Source organism: Micromonospora wenchangensis, assembly GCF_002210435.1.
Lineage (GTDB): Bacteria > Actinomycetota > Actinomycetes > Mycobacteriales > Micromonosporaceae > Micromonospora > Micromonospora wenchangensis.
The window spans coordinates 1-19,470 of sequence record NZ_MZMV01000017.1 but is presented as its reverse complement, the minus strand read 5'-3'; the positions used below and the strand labels follow the sequence as shown (position 1 = coordinate 19,470).

Here is a 19,470-nt window from a genome sequence, read left to right as displayed (position 1 = left end):
ATGGCTAAGAGTGGTCTGGCGTCCCGGCTCTACCGGGGCGAGGCCGGTCTCAACATCGTCGGCCGGCGCAAGCTGTGGTTCACCGTCGCCGGTGCGCTGGTGCTGGTCGCCGTGCTCAGCTTCGCGGTGCGTGGCTTCAGCCTGGGCATCGAGTTCGCCGGCGGCAACTCGTTCCAGGTGCCGGCCAGCGTCGGCACCCTGGAGCAGACCGAGGACAAGGTCAACGAAGCGCTGGCGGCCGAGGGCGGCGGCGCCGAGGTGGTGACCGCGCAGAAGGTCGGCAGCACCAGCGGCGAGTACTACGAGCTGCGCACCTCGCAGCTCAGCGCCGACCAGGCCAACGCCGTCAAGGCCAAGATGGCCGACGAGTTCGGCATCAACGCCGACCAGATCAGCGGCAGCCAGGTCAGCGAGGCCTGGGGCAGCCAGGTCACCTCCCGGGCGCTGCTCGGCCTGGTCATCTTCGTCCTGGTGGTGGCGGCCTACCTGGTGCTGCGGTTCGAGTGGCGGATGGCGGTCGCCGCGATCGTCTCGCTGTTCATGAACCTGATCCTCACCGCCGGCATCTACTCGCTCGTCGGCTTCGAGGTCACCCCGTCGACCATCATCGGGTTCCTCACCATCCTGGGCTTCGCGCTCTACGACGTGGTGGTGGTCTTCGACAAGGTCCAGGAGAACACCCGGGGGATCACCGCCAACAACAACCAGACCTACGGCGAGGCGGCCAACCTGGCGCTCAACCAGAGCCTGATGCGGTCGCTGAACACCTCGGTGGTCGCCCTGCTCCCGGTCGGCGGTCTGCTCTTCATCGGTGCCGGCCTGCTCGGCGCGGGCACCCTGAAGGACCTGGGCCTGGTGCTGTTCGTCGGTATGGCGATGGCGTTCCTGACCTCGATCCTGCTCTCCACCCCGCTGCTGGTGCTGCTCAAGAACCAGGACCCGCGGATCGACGCGCACACCAAGCGGGTGCTGGCCCGCCGGGGTGCCATCGCCCGGGGCGAGATCACCCCGCGCGGTGCGGCCCGGCAGGCCGCCGCCGAGGAGGCCGGCGACGAGCCGATCGACCCGGAGGCGGCGGCCCTGGCCGGCAGCGCGCCGAAGGTCGGCGCCCGTCCGGCGGCCAAGCGGTCGGCCGGTGCCCGGGGCGGCCGTCCCGCCGGGGGCGGCGGCAACCGGCCCGGTGGCGCGAAGCGGCGCTGACCGACGGGCGACCCGCCCCCCATCAAATCGACGGCGTCCGTCATGCTGTGCGAGCAGCGTGACGGACGCCGTCGTCGTATCGAAGGAGAGCCGACCACCGTGACGGAGACCCACAGCACCGGTGTACGCGGAGACAGCGGCCCGCAGGTGGCCCGGCTGGTCGCCAGCCGGGTGCTGGACGTGCCGGACTTCCCCAAGCCCGGGGTCATGTTCAAGGACCTGATGCCCCTGTTCGCCGACGGCGACGTGTTCCGCGAGGTGATCGACGGGATCATCGACCACCACGGGCGGGACAACTTCGACATCGTGGTCGGCATCGAGGCCCGGGGTTTCGTGATCGCCGCGGCGATCGCGTACGCGACCGGGTTGGGGGTGGTGCCGGTGCGCAAGGCGGGCAAGCTGCCCCGGCCGGCGTACGCGGCCTCCTACGCCCTGGAGTACGGCGAGGCGACGCTGGAGGTGCACCAGGACGCCTTCACCGCCGGGCACCGGGTGCTGGTGGTCGACGACGTGCTGGCCACCGGCGGTACCGCCGAGGCGACCCTCGGCCTGGTGGAGCGGGCCGGCGGCACGGTGGCCGGGTTCACCGTGCTGCTGGAGTTGGGCTTCCTGGGCGGGCGGGAACGGCTCGCCGGGCGTCCGGTCCATGCCCTGCTGACCGTTTGATTCCTGGGTCGTCCCGCCGACCTGGGACGGACCGTCCGGCGGAGCGGCACGGCACCTACCGTGCGGGTAGCATTGCCCATTGCTGACCGGACGGTCACCCGTCCGGGCGGTGGTCAGGTGCCGGCCGTAGGGCCGGCGGGCAGTGCCCTCGGCCCGACGGCGGCCGGCGGGGAACACGCCGGCGTGACGGCCGGTTCGGCAAGACAGGCGTCGGCCGTACGGTCGGCGTGGTCCCGGCGATCGGTGAGGAGGCCGGTGTCCCACGATGTCGTCCCTCCGGTGGAGGGCACGGTGCACCCGACAGGCGACGCTGACGGCGCGGTGACCGCTCGGAAGAACGATCCGGCGGCCGGCCCGACGGGGGCCGGCGACGACGTCGGCGGCACGCCCGACGGCCTGGCGGTGGGGTCGTCGCTCGACGACGACCCGTCGCCGAGCGCCGGTTTCGCGCTCTCCAACGCCCCGACCGGTCGTCGGGTCCGGGCGAGGTTGGCCCGGTTCAACGCCCCGTGGCAGACCTCGCAGGTCAGCGAGGTCCTCGAACCGCTGATCGCCAGCCACCGGGAGAACCACCCGAAGGCCGACGCCCGGCTGCTCCAGCGGGCCTTCGACACCGCCGCGCGCTGGCACTCCGGCCAGTACCGCAAGTCCGGCGACCCGTACATCACGCACCCGCTGGCGGTGGCGACCATCCTGGGCAACCTGGGGATGGACACCACCACGCTGGTGGCGGCCCTGCTGCACGACACGATCGAGGACACCGAGTACACCCTCGACCAGATGCGGGCCGACTTCGGCCCCGAGGTCACCCTGCTCGTCGACGGTGTGACGAAGCTGGACAAGGTCAAGCTGGGCGACGCGGCCAAGGCGGAGACGATCCGCAAGATGGTCGTGGCGATGGCGAAGGACCCCCGGGTCCTGGTGATCAAGCTGGCCGACCGGCTGCACAACATGCGCACGCTGTCCTTCCTGCCGGCGCCCAAGCGGGAGCAGAAGGCCAAGGAGACGCTGGAGATCCTGGCCCCGCTGGCCCACCGGCTCGGCATGAACACGATCAAGTGGGAGCTGGAGGATCTGGCCTTCGGCACCCTGTTCCCCAAGCGGTACGAGGAGATCCTGCGGCTGATCGGTGAGCACCAGCCGCAGCGGGAGTCGCTGCTCAAGCAGGTCACCCAGAAGGTCGGCACCGACCTGAAGGCCGCCAAGATCAAGGCGGAGACGACGGGTCGGCCGAAGCACCTGTACTCGATCTACCAGAAGATGATCGTGCGGGGGCGGGACTTCAACGACATCTACGACCTGGTCGGGGTGCGGATCCTGGTCGACACGGTGCGGGACTGCTACGCGGCGTTGGGGGTCATCCACGCCAACTGGCAGCCGGTGCCGGGCCGGTTCAAGGACTACATCGCGATGCCGAAGTTCAACATGTACCAGTCGTTGCACACGACGGTCATCGGGCCCACCGGCAAGCCGGTGGAGATGCAGATCCGCACGTACGCGATGCACCGCACGGCGGAGTTCGGTATCGCGGCGCACTGGAAGTACAAGGAGCACAAGGGCACCCAGATCGTGGGCCCGCCGGCGCACATCGACGAGATGACCTGGCTGCGGCAGTTGCTGGACTGGCAGCGGGAGGCCGCCGACCCGTCGGAGTTCCTCGACGCGTTGCGGTTCGACCTGTCCAGCCAGGAGGTGTACGTCTTCACCCCGAAGGGTGACGTGATCCCGTTGCCGACGGGCTCGACGCCTGTGGACTTCGCGTACGCGGTGCACACCGAGGTGGGGCACAAGTGCATCGGGGCGCGGGTCAACGGCAAGCTGGTGCCGTTGGAGTCGACGCTGTCCAACGGTGACGTGATCGAGATCTTCACCTCGAAGTCCGACACGGCGGGTCCGACGCAGGACTGGCTGAGCTTCGTCAAGAGTCCCCGGGCGCGTACCAAGATCCGCCAGTACTTCAACAAGGAGCGCCGTGAGGAGGCGATCGAGGCCGGTAAGGACTCGATCGTCAAGGCGATGCGCAAGCAGGGCATGCCGTTGCAGCGGATGCTCACCTCCGACGCGTTGATGGCGATCGCCCGGGACCTGCACCTGGCCGACGTCGCCTCGCTCTACGCGGCGGTCGGCGACAGCCAGGTGTCGGCGCAGTCGGTGGTGCAGAAGCTGATGGCCGCGTACGGCGGCGAGGAGGGCGCGGCAGAGGACATCGCCGAGACCGCCGTCGCCACCCGTCCGCCGCACAGCCGGCAGAACAGCAGCGACCCCGGGGTGGTGGTGCGGGGCGTCAGCGACGTCTGGATCAAGCTGGCCCGCTGCTGCACGCCGGTGCCCCCGGATTCGGTCTTCGGGTTCGTCACCCGCTCCGGCGGGGTCAGCGTGCACCGGGACGACTGCGCCAACGCCGAGGACCTGCGGGCCCAGGTCGAGCGGGTGGTGGAGGTCAGTTGGAAGCTCACCTCCGCCTCGACGTTCCTGGTGGCCATCCAGGTGGAGGCCCTCGACCGGCACAAGCTGCTGGCCGACGTCACCCGGGTGCTCTCCGAGGAACGGGTCAACATCCTGTCGGCGACGGTCACCACCACCCGCGACCGGGTGGCGGTGAGCCGGTTCAGCTTCGAGATGGCCGACCCGAAGCACCTGGGGCACCTGCTGGCCGCCGTGCGCAAGGTCGACGGGGTCTTCGACGCCTACCGGGTCACCTCCGGCGCCTGACCGGCAGCCACGCCCCGCAGGCACCCGACACGACAAGCGCCCGCCGGCTCAGCCGGCGGGCGCTTGTCGTACGGTGCGGGTCAGCTCTCGATGTCGCTCATCGTCAGCTTGGTGATGGTGACCTCCTTCTTGGGGTGGCCACCCCCCGCCTGCTGCGCGAACGCCTTGTCGTCGCCGGCCGCCCCGACCTGCTTGACCAGGTCCATGCCGCCGGTGATGGTGCCCAGCACGGTGTAGTTCGGGTCGAGCTGCGAGTCGCCGTAGACGATGAAGAACTGGCTGCCGGTGCTGCCCGGCTGCCCGGAGTTGGCCATCGCGATGACGCCCTCCGGGTAGGGGGGCCGCTTGTCGGTCGGCAGGTTCTCCTCGGCCATGCCGTAGCTCGGCCCGCCGGTGCCGTCGGTCTGCCGCCAGCCCTTGCCGGTCGCGCTCGGGTCGCCGCACTGGAGCACCTTGATGCCCTCGGTCACCAGCCGGTGGCACTTGGTGTTGTCGAAGAAGCCCTTGCTGGCCAGGTGGGTGAAGCTGCCGGCGGTGCAGGGCACCTTGGTCCGGTCGATCTTGGCGACGATCGGGCCCAGGTTGGTGTCGATCGTCATGGTCTGGGTGCCCTTGTTGGCCTGCTGGTTCGGCGGCAGCCCGACGTCCTTGACCTGCGCCGGCCGGCCCTCCTTGGGCGTCTCGGTGTAGGTGCACTGCGAGAAGCCCTCGGTGCCGGCGGCCTGCTGCTTGCTGTCGTCGTCGTCGCCACCGAGGCTGGTCGCCAACCAGACGGTGCCGGCGACCACGAGCACCAGGATCGCGGCGGCCCCGACGATCGCCTGCGTCTGCCGGCGCTTACGGGCCTTGGCCGAACGCTCGGCCATCTCCCGCTCAAGTCGGGCCCGCGCCGCCGCGCGCTGCCGCTCTCTCGTGGACGTCACGGTCACTCCTCCTGGGCTTTCTCTGGCGCGGCGGGGCCGCAGGTACGGGTTGTGGGCCGGCTCAGCCGGCGCTCGGGCTGGCCGCCGGGGACGCGGCCGGAGAGCCGGTCGCCGGTGCCGGGGCGGCCTGCGCCTCGCCGACGGTGAGCTTGCGGATCACCACGTCGGTCTTCGGCTTGACCTTGGCGCCCGCCCCGTTGTCCACGGTCGGCAGGGCGCCGATCTTCTCGACCACGTCGAGGCCGCCGGTGATCCGGCCGATGATCGGGTACGCGGGCTGGGCCGGGCTGGAGTCCTTGAAGAAGAGCAGGAACTGGCTGCCGTTGGCGCCCGGCGGGTTGCCGATCATCGCGACCGTGCCCTTGGGGTAGGTCGGTGGCTGTCCGGGCTGCGGGCTGGCCGAGGGGCTCGCCTCGGGCGCGGTCGGCACGTTCTCGTTGTAGAACGAGTAGGTGGGGCCGCCCAGGCCGGTGCCGCTCGGGTCGCCGCAGCGCAGCGCGCCCTCGGTGGTGATCTCGTGGCACTTGGTGTTGTCGTAGAACGACGCCCCGGCCAGGTGGGCGATGCTCGCCCCGGCGCAGGGGGCCCCGGCGAGATCCAGCTCGGCGGTGATCGGGCCGCCCTGGTCGGTGTCGATGGTCATCGTGCGGACGCCGGTGGTGGGCAGATCCTTGGTGGCCGGGGTGCCGACGTCCTTGAGGTTGGTGTTGGCGGCGGCGTCCTGCGGCGTCCAGAGGCAGACGTCCTCGGCGGCCTTCTGCTCCGGCTCCCGGTCGAAGGCGCCCAGCCCCCACGCCGCGCCGGCCACGATCAGCACCAGCACCACTGCCGCACCGACCCCGGCCTGGATGCGCCGACGCCGTCGGGCGGCGGCGGCCCGCCGGGCCAACTGCCGGTCGAGCTTCTCCCGCGCGAGCTTGCGCTGCCGGTCCCTGCTGGAAGCCACCCGTGCTCCCCTTCCTCTACCCTGGTCGTCACCGGCGGTCGGGCCGTGCGCGCCCGTCGTGCCCGCAGGTGCGCCACGCCACACGCCCGCCAGAGTGTACGGGTACCTGCTGTGAAAGTGGTGTACGAGGGCCGGCCTGGGTTTATCAAAGTGCGTCACTGTGCCGTACGAGGCCCCTGGTACGGGTGGGCACGGATAACGGATCGCGCCGACGACTAGGCTGCCCAGGAGACGGACGACTGAGACGGAAGGGGAGCGGACGTGCTCGTGGCCGGCTTTCCCGCGGACGCCTTCGGCACCAACTGCTACGTGGTGGCGACCGCGCCGGGGGAGCAGTGCGTGGTGGTCGACCCCGGCATCGGGGTGCTCGACCGGCTCGACGCCGTGCTCGCCGAGCACCGCCTGCACCCGGCCGCCGTGCTGCTCACCCACGGCCACCTCGACCACACCTTCTCCGTCGCGCCGGTCTGCGGCGCACGCGGCATCCCCGCGTACGTGCACCCGGAGGACCGGGAGCTGCTGGCCGACCCGACCAAGGCGCTGTCGATGGACCTCACCGCGGTGTTCGGCGGCCGGCTGCCGTACACCGAGCCCGACGACGTCGCGGAGCTGACCGACGGGGCGACGCTGGCGCTGGCCGGCCTGGAGATCACCGTCGACCACGCGCCCGGCCATACCGGCGGGTCGGTGCTGTTCCGGCTGCCCGGCGCCGGCTCGCCCTGGGAGGCCGAGCAGGTCTGCCTCTCCGGTGACGTGCTCTTCGCCGGCTCGATCGGCCGCACCGACCTGCCGGGCGGCAGCATGCCCCGGATGCTGACCAGCCTGCGGGAGAAGGTCCTCCCGCTGGCCGACGACACCGTCGTGCTGCCCGGCCACGGCCCGGCGACCACCATCGGCCGGGAGCGGGCGCGCAACCCGTACCTCGCCGACCTGGCCGACCCGGGTGGTGCGCGCCCGGCCGCGCCCACCCGCGGCCTCTAGTCGTTCCTCCGCGCCGCGCGCGGACCTGTCGATCCCCCCGCGCCCGGCGCGGACCCGCAAGGAGTACGTCATGAGCAAGCCCACGCCCATCTCCGGCTTCCCGGAATGGACCACCTCGCAGCGGATGATCGAGCAGTTCGTCCTCGACCGGATCCGGCACACCTTCGAGCTGTACGGGTTCGCCCCGCTGGAGACCCGGTCGGTGGAGCCGTTGGACCAGTTGCTGCGCAAGGGGGAGACCTCGAAGGAGGTCTACCTGCTGCGCCGGTTGCAGGCCGACGCGGACGGCCCGGCCGGCGACGACGCGCTCGGGCTGCACTTCGACCTGACCGTGCCGTTCGCCAGGTACGTCCTGGAGAACGCCGGCAAGCTCCAGTTCCCGTTCCGGCGCTACCAGATCCAGAAGGTGTGGCGGGGCGAGCGCCCGCAGGAGGGGCGCTACCGGGAGTTCCTCCAGGCCGACATCGACATCGTCGACCGGGACACCCTGCCGGCGCACTACGAGGCCGAGATGCCGCTGGTGATCGGGGACGCGCTGCGGTCGCTGCCCATCCCGCCGGTGCTGATCCAGGTGAACAACCGCAAGATCTGTGAGGGCTTCTACCGGGGCATCGGGCTGACCGACCCGGAGGCGGCGCTGCGCGCGGTCGACAAGCTGGACAAGATCGGCCCGGCGAAGGTGGCCGACCTGCTGGCCGAGACGGCGGGGGCGAGCGCGGCGCAGGCCGACGCCTGCCTGGCGCTGGCCGGCATCTCCGCCCCGGACGCGTCGTTCGCCGACGCGGTGCACGCCCTGGGGGTGCGCGATCCGCTGCTCGACGAGGGCGTCGCCGAGCTGGTCGCGGTGGTGGAGACTGCCGCCGCGCACGCGCCGGGGCTGTGCGTGGCCGACCTGCGGATCGCCCGGGGCCTGGACTACTACACCGGCACCGTCTACGAGACCCAGCTCGTCGGCTACGAGCGGTTCGGCTCGATCTGCTCCGGCGGCCGGTACGACAACCTGGCCAGCGCCGGGAGCGTGTCGTACCCGGGGGTGGGGATCTCGATCGGGGTGACCCGGCTGCTCGGCCTGCTGTTCGGTGCCGAGGCGTTGTCGATCTCGCGTAGCGTGCCGACCTGCGTGTTGGTGGCCGTCGCGGCCGAGGAGGAGCGGGCGGCCAGCAACGCCGTGGCGGAGGCGCTGCGGTCGCGGGGCGTGCCGACGGAGGTGTCGCCGAGCGCGGCGAAGTTCGGCAAGCAGATCCGGTACGCCGAGCGGCGTGGCATCCCGTACGTGTGGTTCCCGGGAGGCGATGGTCACCAGGTGAAGGACATCCGTTCGGGCGAGCAGGTGGACGCGTCGGCGGACCGGTGGTCGCCGCCGCCTGCCGACCTGACGCCGGTGATCGGCTGAGCCCGGGTTACTGGCGCGTACGCCGACGGGGACCTACGGTGGCGTAAGTTACGCCACCGTAGGGAGGGCCCCTGTGACCGAGCTGAGCCAGACCGCGCTGCTGCACGAACTCGAACCCGTGGTCGCCAAGAACCTCGACCGTCACCTGTCGATGGCCAAGGAGTGGTTCCCGCACGAGTACGTGCCGTGGAGCGAGGGGCGCACCTTCGACGGCCCGCTCGGCGGCGAGGCGTGGTCGGAGGGGGACTCGACCCTGCCCGAGGTGGCCCGTACGGCCCTGATCGTCAACCTGCTCACCGAGGACAACCTGCCCTCGTACCATCACCAGATCGCCAGCCTGTTCGGGCCGGACGGGGCGTGGGGGACCTGGGTGGGCCGGTGGACGGCCGAGGAGGGCCGGCACGGCACCGCGATCCGGGACTACCTGACGGTGACCCGGGCGGTCGACCCGGTGGCCCTGGAGCGGGCCCGGATGGTGCACATGACCGCCGGTTACAGCAACTCGCACGACTCGTCGATGCTGCGTTCGCTGGCGTACGTGTCGTTCCAGGAACTGGCCACCCGGATCTCGCACCGCAACACCGGCCGGATCACCGGTGACCCGGTCTGCGAGGCGCTGCTGAGCCGGGTCGCGGCCGACGAGAACCTGCACATGGTCTTCTACCGCAACCTGCTCGGGGCGGCCCTGGAGGTGGCCCCCGACCAGACGATGCGGGCGATCGCCGAGGTGCTGGAGGACTTCCAGATGCCCGGCGTCGGCATCGAGGGCTTCACCCGCAAGTCGGTGACGATCGCCCTGGCCGGGATCTACGACCTGCGTCAGCACCGCGACGACGTGGTCGCCCCGGTGCTGCGTCAGTGGGACGTGTTCAACGTCGCCGGCCTGGGTGCCGAGGGCGAGGCCGCCCGCGAGCGGATCGCCGCCCACCTGGACGGACTGGAGCAGGCCGCGTCCCGGTTCGAGGAGAAGCGCGACGCCCGCGCCGCCAAGCTGGCCGCCCGCGCCTGACCTGACCGCCCTCTCCGACGGTTCACCACACCCGTGCCTGCCCGCTCCGGCTCGCAGGCACGGGTGGGTGCTGCGTCCACGTCGCCGCCCCCTGCGCCGGGCTCGTCGGGTGTGCCGTGCGGCGGGCGGTCGGCGTGCCGCGCCGTTGGGGGCGGATCTCCCCGCCGCCGCCGCGTCGCCCGGGTCTGCGCGGCCCCGGATGCCCCGTCCGTCCCCCGACATCGGTCACAGCCGGTGATGGATCGCCTGTCGTGACTTCCCGTGACTGGTACGCCTTCCTCGTGTTCCCGCCCTTCCGCGCTTTGCTCTGCTGCCATGGAAGCGACACCGTTCTGAGCTGCTGATCCTTGCGGCGTGCGGTTCGCCGGTTCCCTGATGGGTGGCTACCCGGGGTGACTGTTGCGGTGGGGGCAGCAGAGCAAAGGGGGCGACCTTCAGGCGGTGGGGTCGACTGGCGGTGACTTTCGGTGACGGGTGTCGAGGGCGTTCGTTCCCTGCCGCCGCCGGGCCTGCGGGCGCGAGACGTCCTGGTCTGCGACCGGCGCGTGGCCTGCCGTCGTGGCCGTGGTCGGGCCGGTGCCACCGGGGCTCGTCGGGCGGTGCGGGGGTGGGCCGGTCCCCGGTCGGTGCGTCGGCGGGATCGGCGGCGGCGCCTGCGGGAGCGGGAGCGGTGGTGCCTGCCGGACCGGGCGCGGGGACGGGGGCGGGGCCGCGTGCGCCGGGCCCGCGGCGGTGGCCGCGTCCGCCCGGCCGTCCGTGGGGCGGAGGTGTGTCGGCGGAGGGTCTGACATGGATGTGTCCACGGTGTTGCCTGAGCGTCATAACCGCTGGTGGGGTGAATCCGGGCAAACGCATGTCTTGCTTACGATCTTAAATATGTGAATACTTCAGTCACTCGGCCGGTTTCCCCAGGTCGGCCGGGTTGTCCCCGGGTGCGTCTCCATGACGCTGCCCGTCACCCCCTTCCGGAGGTTGTTGCATGCGACCCACGAGGTCCTCACTCCGCCACGCCGCCGCCGTCGCCATGGCCGGAACCCTGGTCACCGGCGCGCTCATGGGTGCCCCCGCCCAGGCGGCCCCCGCCTCGCCCGCATCCCCCGACGCCGCCGCCAGCCTGGCCGAGCGTCTCGGTGACCGCGCCGCCGGCACCTACGCCGACGCCAGCGGCAAGATGGTCGTCACCGTCACCGACACCGCCGCCGCCAAGCAGGTCCGCGCCGCCGGTGCCACCCCGAAGCTGGTCACCCGGGGCGCCGCGCAGCTCCGGTCCGCCACCGCCGAGCTGGAGCGGTCGGCCAAGATCCCCGGCACCGCCTGGTGGACCGACGCGGCCACCAACCAGGTCGTCGTCTCGGTCGACAGCACCGTCACCGGCGCCAAGCTGGCGCGGGTCAAGGCCGCCGCCGCGCGCACCGGTGGTGCCGTCCGGGTCGAGGCCGAGGCCGGTGTGCTCAGCACCCGGATCTCCGGCGGTCAGGCGATCTACACCGGCGGCGGCCGCTGCTCGCTCGGCTTCAACGTCCGCAACAGCGCCGGTCAGACCTTCTTCCTGACCGCCGGGCACTGCACCAACATCGGCTCGACCTGGTACTCGAACTCCGGCCAGACCAGCGTGCTCGGCACCCGTACCGGCACCAGCTTCCCGGGCAACGACTACGGCATCGTGCGGCACAGCAACTCCGCCAACGCGACCGGCAACGTCTACCTCTACAACGGCAGCTACCAGGACGTCACCGGTGCCGCCAACGCCTACGTCGGCCAGAGCGTGCGGCGCTCCGGCAGCACCACCGGCGTCAAGAGCGGTTCGGTGACCGCCACCAACGCCACGGTGAACTACGCCGAGGGTTCGGTCTCCGGCCTGATCCGCACCACCGTGTGCGCCGAGCCGGGCGACAGCGGCGGCTCGCTCTTCGCCGGCACCAGCGCGCTCGGCCTCACCTCCGGCGGCAGCGGCAACTGCACCTCCGGCGGCACCACCTACTTCCAGCCGGTCACCGAGCCGTTGAGCGTCTACGGCGTCAGCATCATCTGATCCACCTCAGCAGCATCTGATCCACCCGGGAGCGGGCCGTCGGGACACCGGCGGCCCGCTCGCGTGTCCCCGGCAGGTGGGCGGGGCCTTGCTCACCCCGCAACCGGGCGGGCCGGGCGGCTGACACAATGCGGGGGAACAGCCGTACCGCAGATGAGGAGACGCAAGTCGTGATCCGTACCCATGACGCCGGCAGCCTGCGCGCGACGGACGCCGGCACCACGGTGACGCTCGCCGGGTGGGTCGCCCGCCGGCGCGACCACGGCGGTGTCATCTTCGTCGACCTGCGCGACGGCTCCGGCGTGGTCCAGGTGGTGTTCCGCGAGGAGGACGCGCACGCGCTGCGCAACGAGTTCTGCGTCAAGGTCACCGGCGAGGTGACCCGCCGCCCCGAGGGTAACGAGAACCCGGAGCTGCCCACCGGCGAGATCGAGGTGACCGCCAGCGCGCTGGAGGTGCTCTCCGAGGCCGCGCCGCTGCCGCTGCCGGTGGACGACCAGGTCGAGGCCGGCGACGACATCCGGCTGCGCTACCGCTACCTGGACCTGCGCCGCAGCGGCCCGGCGAAGGCGATGCGGCTGCGCTCGCGGGCCAACCAGCTCGCCCGCACCGTGCTGCACGAGCGGGACTTCCTGGAGATCGAGACCCCGACGCTGACCCGGTCCACCCCCGAGGGCGCCCGCGACTTCCTGGTCCCGGTCCGGCTCCAGCCCGGTAGCTGGTACGCGCTGCCGCAGTCGCCGCAGCTGTTCAAGCAACTGCTGATGGTCGGCGGCATGGAGCGGTACTACCAGATCGCCCGCTGCTACCGCGACGAGGACTTCCGGGCCGACCGGCAGCCGGAGTTCACCCAGCTCGACATCGAGATGTCCTTCGTCACCGAGGACGACGTGATCGACCTCGGCGAGGCGATCGTCGCGGCGCTCTGGAAGGACCTGGCCGGCCACGAGATCTCCCGGCCCATCCCGCGGATCACCTGGCACGACGCGATGTCCCGGTACGGCTCCGACAAGCCCGACCTGCGCTACGGCGTCGAGCTGACCGAGCTGACCGACTACCTGCGCGGCACCGAGTTCCGGGTGTTCGCCGGTGCGATCGACGCGGGCGGGTACGTCGGCGCGGTGGTCATGCCGGGCGGCGCGGCGCAGACCCGCAAGGAACTGGACGGCTGGCAGGACTGGGCCAGGGCGCGCGGCGCGCGGGGCCTGGCGTACGTGGTCCTCGACGCCGAGACCGGCGAGGCGCGCGGGCCGGTGGCCAAGAACCTCTCCGCCGAGCACCTGGGCGGGCTCGCCGACGCGGTCGGGGCCAAGCCGGGCGACGCGGTGTTCTTCGCCGCCAGCACGGACACCCGGGAGGCGCAGGAGCTGCTCGGCGCGGCCCGGATCGAGATCGCCAAGCGGGCCAAGCTGGTCGACGAGAGCGCCTGGGCGTTCTGCTGGGTGGTCGACGCGCCGATGTTCGAGCGCACGGACGAGGGTGGCTGGACCGCCGTGCACCACCCGTTCACCTCGCCGAACGCCGACTGGGTCGACCGGTTCGAGGAGGCCCCGGACCGGGCGCTGGCGTACGCGTACGACATCGTCTGCAACGGCAACGAGATCGGTGGCGGCTCGATCCGTATCCACCGGGGCGACGTGCAGCAGCGGGTCTTCGACCTGCTCGGCATCACCCCCGCCGAGGCGCAGGACAAGTTCGGCTTCCTGCTGGAGGCGTTCAAGTACGGCGCCCCGCCGCACGGCGGCATCGCGTTCGGCTGGGACCGGGTCTGCATGCTGCTGGCCGGGGCCGACTCGATCCGCGAGGTGATCGCCTTCCCGAAGACCCGGGGCGGCTTCGACCCGCTGACCGGCGCCCCGACCCCGATCACCGCCCAGCAGCGCACCGAGGCCGGCATCGACGCCAAGCCCAAGCCCGCCGCCGCCGCGTCCACCGGCACCGCCGGCCCGGCCGCCCCGGTCGCCGACCCGGTCTGACCCACCTACCCGGAGCCCGGCCCCACCCGGAGCCCGACCCGGCCCACCTAGCATCGTTGATCAAGAGGTTTGCGTCATCATCGCTCGCCGAGGTGACGCAAACCTCTTGATCGTTACGGGAGAGTGGTGGGATGCGGATGCTCGTGGTGGGCGGGAGCGGGTTTCTCGGGGGTGAGGTGTGCCGGCGGGGGGTCGCTGCCGGGTGGTCGGTGGTGGGGACCAGTCACCGCGGTGAGATCGCCGTGCCGGGTGTCGGGGCACGCCGGCTGGACGTGACCGACCGGGACGCGGTGCGCCGACTCGTCGCCGAGGTGGGCCCGGACGTCGTCGTCGGGACCGCGTACCGTGCCGACGACTGGACGGTCACCGCCGACGGGGCGGCGCACGTCGCGTACGCGGCGGCCGAGGTGGGGGTGCGGCTGGTGCACCTGTCCAGCGACGCGCTGCACGGTGGACGTCCCGAACCCTACGGTGACGAGGAGCCGCCCAGCCCCGTCCACGTCTACGGTGCGGCGAAGGCGGCGGCGGAGACTGCGGTCCGGGCGGTCGACCCGTCCGCCGTGCTGGTGCGTACCTCGCTGATCGTGGGGGAGGGCAGCAAGCAGATCCGGCTCTGCCGGGAGGCGCTCACCGGGCGGGCCGTCCTGTTCACCGACGAGCTGCGCTGCCCGATCGACGTGACCGACCTGGCCCGCGCCGTGCTGGAGCTGGCCACGTCGTCGTACGCCGGGCTGCTCAACGTCGCCGGCCCCGACGCGGTCAGCCGGGCGGAACTGGGGTTGCTGGTGGCCCGGCGGGACGGGCTCGACCCGGGTGGGATGACGACCGCCACCGGTCGGTCGTCGGGGTTGGTCCGCCCGACGCAGGTACGCCTGGACTCCTCCCGCGCGGCCGGTCTGCTCCGGACCCGACTGCGCGGCGTCGCCGAGCTCCTCGCCGGCTGACCCGCCCGTCCTGCCCAGCCCTCCGACCCGCCCGGCCCGACGCCAGGCTTCCCCCATGCCCTGCCGCAAACCTTCTGCCGCACAGTTTCTATGCACAAGAGTTGTGCATAGAAACTGTGCACAGGTACTGTGCGGTCATGGCGAACGACGGACCCACCCCCCGACCCGCGCCGCGCGAGGTGCGGATCGACAAGCGGCAGGTACGGGTGCTGGCGCACCCCCTGCGGATGCGGCTGCTCGGCGCGCTGCGGGTGCAGGGGCCCGCCACCGCCACCACCCTGGCGGAACTGCTCGGCACCAACACCGGCGCCACCAGCTACCACCTGCGCCAGCTCGCCGAGGTCGGGCTGGTCACCGAGGACCCCGACCGGGGCACCGGCCGACAGCGCTGGTGGCAGGCGGCCCACGAGATCACCAACTGGGAACCGACCGACTTCGACGACGACCCCGACGCGCGGGCCGCGATCGAGTGGATCCAGGGTGACCAGGTACGCCTGCTCGTCGAGCACGCCGAACGCTGGTTCGCCACCCAACACCAGGCGACCCCCGCGTGGCGGGACGCGATCGGCATGAGCGACATCTTCCTGACCGTCGCACCGGACCGGCTGGAGGCGCTCACGGCAGAGGTGTGGCAGGTGCTGGAGCGGTACCGCCGCGAGGCGGAACAGACGCCCGCCGACCCGCAGGCCCGCCCGGTGCAGGTGTTCCTGGCCGCCTACCCGCTGCTGGAGGGGCCCCGATGAGCGCGCTCACCGTACGCCAGGTCCGGTTCCGGTATCTCACCCTCTACGGCCTGCGGTGGCTGCCCACCGGCCTGACCATCCCGGTGATGATCCTGCTGATGCAGGAACGCGGCCTGACGCTGTCCCAGATCGGCCTGCTCTCCACCGCCCAGGGCCTGGTGGTGCTGGCGCTGGAACTGCCCACCGGCGGCCTGGCCGACGCGCTCGGCAGCCGGGTGGTCCTGGTCACCGCCTGGGCGGTGAGCCTGCTGTCGCTCGGGCTGTTCGCGGTGGCCGACTCGTTCGCGCTGTTCTTCCTGGTCTGGGCCCTACAGGGGGTCTACCGGGCGCTCGACAGCGGCCCGCTCGACTCCTGGTACGTCGAGTCCACCCTGGCGGCCGACCGCGACGCCGACTACGAGCCCGGCCTCGGCTTCGCCGGCACTGTCGCGGGCGTGACCATCGCCGGTGGCGCGCTGCTCAGCGGCGGCCTCATCGCGCTCGGACCGGTCGGGCCGGTGAGCGCCCTGACCGTACCGGTGCTGGTCGCCGCCGCCCTCCAGGCCGTCGCCCTGGTCGTCCTGCTGATCCTGCTGGTCGAGACCGGCCCCGCCCGGAGCGCCGGCGCGCTGCGCGCCTCGGTCGTGGCGGCGCCCCGGATGGTCGGGCAGGCCGTCGGCCTGCTGCGCCGCTCCCGGGTGCTGCTGGCCCTGGTGTCGGTGGAGCTGTTCTGGGGCTTCGGCATGGTCACCTTCGAGTCGCTGCTGCCGGTCCGGCTCGCCGACGTGGTCGGCGACCCCGAGCGGGCGGCGGCGCTGCTCGGCCCGGCGAACTCGGCGGCCTGGCTGGTCTCGGCGGCCGGCGCGGCGGCCACCCCGCTGCTGCTGCGCTGGCTCGGCGCCGCCCCCGCCGCCGGGCTGCTGCGGATCCTGCAGGGCCTCACCGTGCTCGGCATGGGGCTGCTCGCCGGGCCGGCCGGGGTGCTGGTCGCCTACCTGGCCTGCTACGCCGTGCACGGCGCGTCCAACCCGCTGCACCTGGGGCTGCTGCACCGGCAGGTCGACGGGCCCTACCGGACCAGTGTCATCTCGCTGAACTCGATGATGGGGCAACCGGGGTTCGCCCTCGGCGCGGTGCTGCTCACCGCCCTGGCCGACCGCTCCGGGGTCGGCACGGCGATGGTGGTCGGCGCGGTCGCGCTGGCGGTGGCCGCCCCGCTCTACCTGCCCGCCTGGTGGGCCGGTCGCCGGGCCACCTCGACCACGCCCCCCGGAGCCGGTCCGGCCGCACCCGGGACCGGTCCGGCCGGAGTCGACACCGGATCCCCGACCGGCCCGGCCGGGGCCTCGGCCGGGGATGTCCAGCCGGCCGGCGCGGCGTCCTCAGCCGAGCCACACCGTAACGTGCCGGTGAAGCCGAGCCGACGGTAGAGGCGCAGCGCGGCCAGGTTGTCGGCGTAGACGCCGAGCGCGACGTGGTCGTACCGGGCGAACAGGGCCCGGGTCATCCCGGCGGCCAGCGCCGCGCCCAGCCCCCGCCCCCGCCGGTCGCGGGCCACGGTGAGCCCGGCGAGGAAGCCGATGTCGCCGCGGCTGCGGTCCGCACCGCAGGCGACCAGGCGGTCGGCGTCCCAGATGCCGTACCAGCCGGTGACCGTCGGGTCCTGCGGGCGCGACGAGGAGGTGGGGAAGGCGTCGTCGATCAGCGCCGCCAGCGCCGGGTGGTCCGCCGGACCGAGGCGGACCACCCGCTCCTGTCCGGGTTGCCGCGGTGGCGCGGTGGTGCTCCAGCGGAACTCCCAGTCGTCGACCCGGGTCGCCGCGAACCGGTCGACCAGCAGCTCCCGGTCGGCCCGGGGCAGTTGCAGGTACTGCCCCGGGCGGACGGCCCCGTCGGCGACCAGCGCCGCGACCAGCTCCACCGCCGCGTCGACCGGGCCGAGCACGCCACCGGCCCGGTTGTTCTCCGCCGCCGGGAGCAGCCAGGCCACCGCGCCGTCGCGGGCCCAGGCGCGCGGCGTGTCGTCGAGCCGCACCGCGTGCCGGACGAACGGGTGGTGGTCGGTGGCCGCGAGGACGGCCGCCCGGCCGGCGAGTTCCCGGTCGGTGTCGATCATGCAAGCAGCCTAGAACCTGGTCGGGCGGGTGGCTCCGGCGACACCGATCTCCACGATGGAGATTGACGGGTCGACCGTTTGGGTACATCCGGGCCGACCTACTGGGACCCCCTACCGGAGGACATACACATGCTCGCCATCCTCGCGGCCGTCGTCTTCGGCTTCGCGCTCCTGCTGGACCTGCTCAACACCAACTTCGGTGCCCCCGACCTGTTCAACTGGAACACGCTGGTCCTGATCGGCCTGCTGCTGCTCTCGCTCTACCTGGCCGGCGTCGGCAGCGGCCCGCGCGGCGGTGGCGGCGGCCGGTGGTACCGGGGCCGTCGGCCGGGCCGCGGCTGACCGCAACGGATCACAGCGGGCGCGGCCCACGGCGCGATTCCGGCGTCGTGGGCCGCGCCCGGTACTGTCTTCCTGATGGATTCCGACGCCCTCTTCTCCCTCGGTGCACCCGCCGCGGCGCCCAGCGCCCCCGCGGGCTCCGTCGGCGTCGACGACTTCGCCTCCGTCGGGCAGGACGCCCCGCTGCCGGTGCGGATGCGACCCGCGAGCATCGACGAGTTGGTCGGCCAGGAGCACCTCCTCGCCCCCGGGGCTCCGCTGCGGCAGCTCGTCGGCGGTGGCGCGGCGCTGTCGGTCATCCTCTGGGGGCCGCCGGGCAGCGGCAAGACCACCATCGCCCACCTGGTGGCCCGGGCCACCGACCGCCGTTTCGTGGCCATGTCGGCGCTGACCGCCGGGGTCAAGGACGTCCGGGCCGTCATCGAGACCGCCCGCCGCCAGCGCCGCTCCGGCGGCGCGCAGACCGTGCTCTTCATCGACGAGGTGCACCGGTTCAGCAAGACCCAGCAGGATTCGCTGCTCGCCGCCGTCGAGGACCGCACGGTCACCCTGCTCGCGGCGACCACCGAGAACCCGTACTTCTCCGTCATCTCGCCGCTGCTGTCCCGGTGCGTGCTGCTCACCCTCCAACCGCTCGACGACGACGCCGTGCGCGCGCTGCTGCGCCGCGCGGTGACCGACCCGCGCGGCCTCGCCGGCACGCTCACCCTGGCCACCGACGCCGAGGACCACCTGGTACGCCTGGCCGGCGGCGACGTCCGCAAGGCGCTGACCGCGCTGGAGGCGGCGGCGGCCTCGGCCACCGCGCTCGGCGTCGACCGGATCGACCTGGCGACCACCGAACAGGCGGTGGACGTGGCGGCCGTGCGCTACGACCGCGACGGCGACGCCCACTACGACGTGACCAGCGCGTTCATCAAGAGCATGCGCGGCTCGGACGTCGATGCCGCGCTGCACTGGCTGGCCCGGATGCTGGTCGCCGGGGAGGACGCCCGGTTCGTCGCCCGGCGCATGGTCATCTTCGCCAGCGAGGACGTCGGCATGGCCGACCCGTCGGCGCTGAGCGTGGCGACCGCCGCCGCACACGCGGTGGAGTACGTCGGCCTGCCCGAGGCCCAACTCAACCTGGCCCAGGCGGTGATCCACCTGGCGACCGCGCCGAAGTCCAACTCGGCGACCACCGCCCTCGGGGCGGCGATGGCCGACGTGCGGGCGGGCCGGGGCGGCGCGGTGCCCCGCGGGCTGCGCGACGCGCACTACGCCGGCGCCCGGGGGCTCGGGCACGGCACGGGTTACCGCTACCCGCACGACGACCAGCGCGGGGTGGTCACCCAGCAGTACGCTCCCGACGACCTCGTCGGGACCGACTACTACCGGCCCAGCGGGCACGGGGCCGAGCGGTCGGTGGCCGCCCGGCTTCCCCTGCTGCGCCGGATCGTCCGGGGGCTGTCCGCCCCGGCGACGCGTCCCGACGGTCCGGTGCCGGTGGTCAACGGCCGGCACCCGGC

The 19,470-nt window shown here is 72.7% G+C and carries 15 protein-coding genes and 1 pseudogene; 13 read left to right on the top strand and 3 right to left on the bottom strand.

The window, feature by feature from the left end; translation table 11 throughout:
* The 3 genes from secF (at position 1) to B5D80_RS12445 (ending at position 4,578) form a co-directional block, all read left to right on the top strand.
* The gene (secF, locus tag B5D80_RS12455) at positions 1–1,200 is read left to right on the top strand and encodes a protein translocase subunit SecF (protein WP_088644005.1); all 1,200 of its coding nucleotides are present in this window, start codon (positions 1–3) and stop codon (positions 1,198–1,200) included.
* Positions 1,201–1,299: 99 nt separating this feature from the next.
* On the top strand, positions 1,300–1,866 hold the full coding sequence (locus tag B5D80_RS12450) for an adenine phosphoribosyltransferase (RefSeq protein WP_088644004.1): 567 nt from the start codon (positions 1,300–1,302) through the stop codon (positions 1,864–1,866).
* Between the two features lie 279 nt (positions 1,867–2,145).
* Entirely contained in the window at positions 2,146–4,578 is a 2,433-nt protein-coding gene (locus B5D80_RS12445; RefSeq protein ID WP_211291471.1) for a RelA/SpoT family protein, read from the top strand.
* Positions 4,579–4,658: 80 nt separating this feature from the next.
* On the opposite strand, the gene B5D80_RS12440 is transcribed toward B5D80_RS12445, so the two are convergent.
* Together B5D80_RS12440 and B5D80_RS12435 are read right to left on the bottom strand one after the other, a co-directional pair.
* Positions 4,659–5,501: a peptidylprolyl isomerase gene (locus B5D80_RS12440; protein ID WP_088644092.1), complete on the bottom strand. Its 843-nt coding sequence runs from the start codon at positions 5,499–5,501 to the stop codon at positions 4,659–4,661.
* Between the two features lie 61 nt (positions 5,502–5,562).
* Positions 5,563–6,447, bottom strand: a complete 885-nt coding sequence (locus B5D80_RS12435) for a peptidylprolyl isomerase (RefSeq protein ID WP_088644002.1) — start codon at positions 6,445–6,447, stop codon at positions 5,563–5,565.
* A 261-nt stretch (positions 6,448–6,708) separates the two neighbouring features.
* On the opposite strand from B5D80_RS12435, the gene B5D80_RS12430 reads away from it, so the two are divergent.
* The 8 genes from B5D80_RS12430 (at position 6,709) to B5D80_RS12395 (ending at position 16,934) form a co-directional block, all read left to right on the top strand.
* On the top strand, positions 6,709–7,428 hold the full coding sequence (locus B5D80_RS12430) for an MBL fold metallo-hydrolase (protein WP_088644001.1): 720 nt from the start codon (positions 6,709–6,711) through the stop codon (positions 7,426–7,428).
* Between the two features lie 70 nt (positions 7,429–7,498).
* Positions 7,499–8,821, top strand: coding sequence for a histidine--tRNA ligase (hisS, locus tag B5D80_RS12425; protein WP_088644000.1), 1,323 nt, complete (start codon positions 7,499–7,501; stop codon positions 8,819–8,821).
* 73 nt (positions 8,822–8,894) lie between these two features.
* A complete protein-coding gene (locus B5D80_RS12420) occupies positions 8,895–9,830 on the top strand; it encodes an acyl-ACP desaturase (protein WP_088643999.1) in 936 nt (311 codons plus the stop codon).
* A 979-nt stretch (positions 9,831–10,809) separates the two neighbouring features.
* A complete protein-coding gene (locus B5D80_RS12415) occupies positions 10,810–11,862 on the top strand; it encodes a S1 family peptidase (RefSeq protein WP_088643998.1) in 1,053 nt (350 codons plus the stop codon).
* A gap of 170 nt (positions 11,863–12,032) precedes the next feature.
* Entirely contained in the window at positions 12,033–13,838 is a 1,806-nt protein-coding gene (gene aspS / locus B5D80_RS12410) for an aspartate--tRNA ligase (RefSeq protein WP_088643997.1), read from the top strand.
* 131 nt (positions 13,839–13,969) lie between these two features.
* Positions 13,970–14,782, top strand: coding sequence for an SDR family oxidoreductase (locus B5D80_RS12405; RefSeq protein ID WP_088643996.1), 813 nt, complete (start codon positions 13,970–13,972; stop codon positions 14,780–14,782).
* Between the two features lie 137 nt (positions 14,783–14,919).
* On the top strand, positions 14,920–15,525 hold the full coding sequence (locus B5D80_RS12400) for an ArsR/SmtB family transcription factor (protein WP_088643995.1): 606 nt from the start codon (positions 14,920–14,922) through the stop codon (positions 15,523–15,525).
* The gene (locus B5D80_RS12395) at positions 15,522–16,934 is read left to right on the top strand and encodes an MFS transporter (RefSeq protein WP_088643994.1); all 1,413 of its coding nucleotides are present in this window, start codon (positions 15,522–15,524) and stop codon (positions 16,932–16,934) included. The genes B5D80_RS12400 and B5D80_RS12395 overlap by 4 nt, the downstream gene beginning before the upstream one ends.
* A 38-nt stretch (positions 16,935–16,972) precedes the next feature.
* Here B5D80_RS12395 and B5D80_RS12390 read toward each other — a convergent pair.
* Positions 16,973–17,620 (bottom strand): annotated as a pseudogene (locus B5D80_RS12390) (GNAT family N-acetyltransferase); the annotation flags it as partial.
* A 129-nt stretch (positions 17,621–17,749) separates the two neighbouring features.
* On the opposite strand from B5D80_RS12390, the gene B5D80_RS12385 reads away from it, so the two are divergent.
* Positions 17,750–17,962 (top strand): hypothetical protein, encoded by a 213-nt coding sequence (locus B5D80_RS12385; RefSeq protein ID WP_067307861.1) that lies wholly within the window; start codon positions 17,750–17,752, stop codon positions 17,960–17,962.
* A gap of 75 nt (positions 17,963–18,037) precedes the next feature.
* Positions 18,038–19,470 (top strand): replication-associated recombination protein A (locus tag B5D80_RS12380; RefSeq protein ID WP_144081647.1); only part of this gene is annotated, 1,433 nt, incomplete at its 3' end.

Bases quoted from the DNA above. Each gene is read 5' to 3' on its own strand.
- B5D80_RS12405 (WP_088643996.1), top strand. From the start codon at position 13,970: ATGCGGATGCTCGTGGTGGGCGGGAGCGGGTTTCTCGGGGGTGAGGTG.
- B5D80_RS12395 (WP_088643994.1), top strand. From the start codon at position 15,522: ATGAGCGCGCTCACCGTACGCCAGGTCCGGTTCCGGTATCTCACCCTC.
- secF (WP_088644005.1), top strand. From the start codon at position 1: ATGGCTAAGAGTGGTCTGGCGTCCCGGCTCTACCGGGGCGAGGCCGGT.
- B5D80_RS12415 (WP_088643998.1), top strand. From the start codon at position 10,810: ATGCGACCCACGAGGTCCTCACTCCGCCACGCCGCCGCCGTCGCCATG.
- B5D80_RS12385 (WP_067307861.1), top strand. From the start codon at position 17,750: ATGCTCGCCATCCTCGCGGCCGTCGTCTTCGGCTTCGCGCTCCTGCTG.
- B5D80_RS12400 (WP_088643995.1), top strand. From the start codon at position 14,920: ATGGCGAACGACGGACCCACCCCCCGACCCGCGCCGCGCGAGGTGCGG.
- hisS (WP_088644000.1), top strand. From the start codon at position 7,499: ATGAGCAAGCCCACGCCCATCTCCGGCTTCCCGGAATGGACCACCTCG.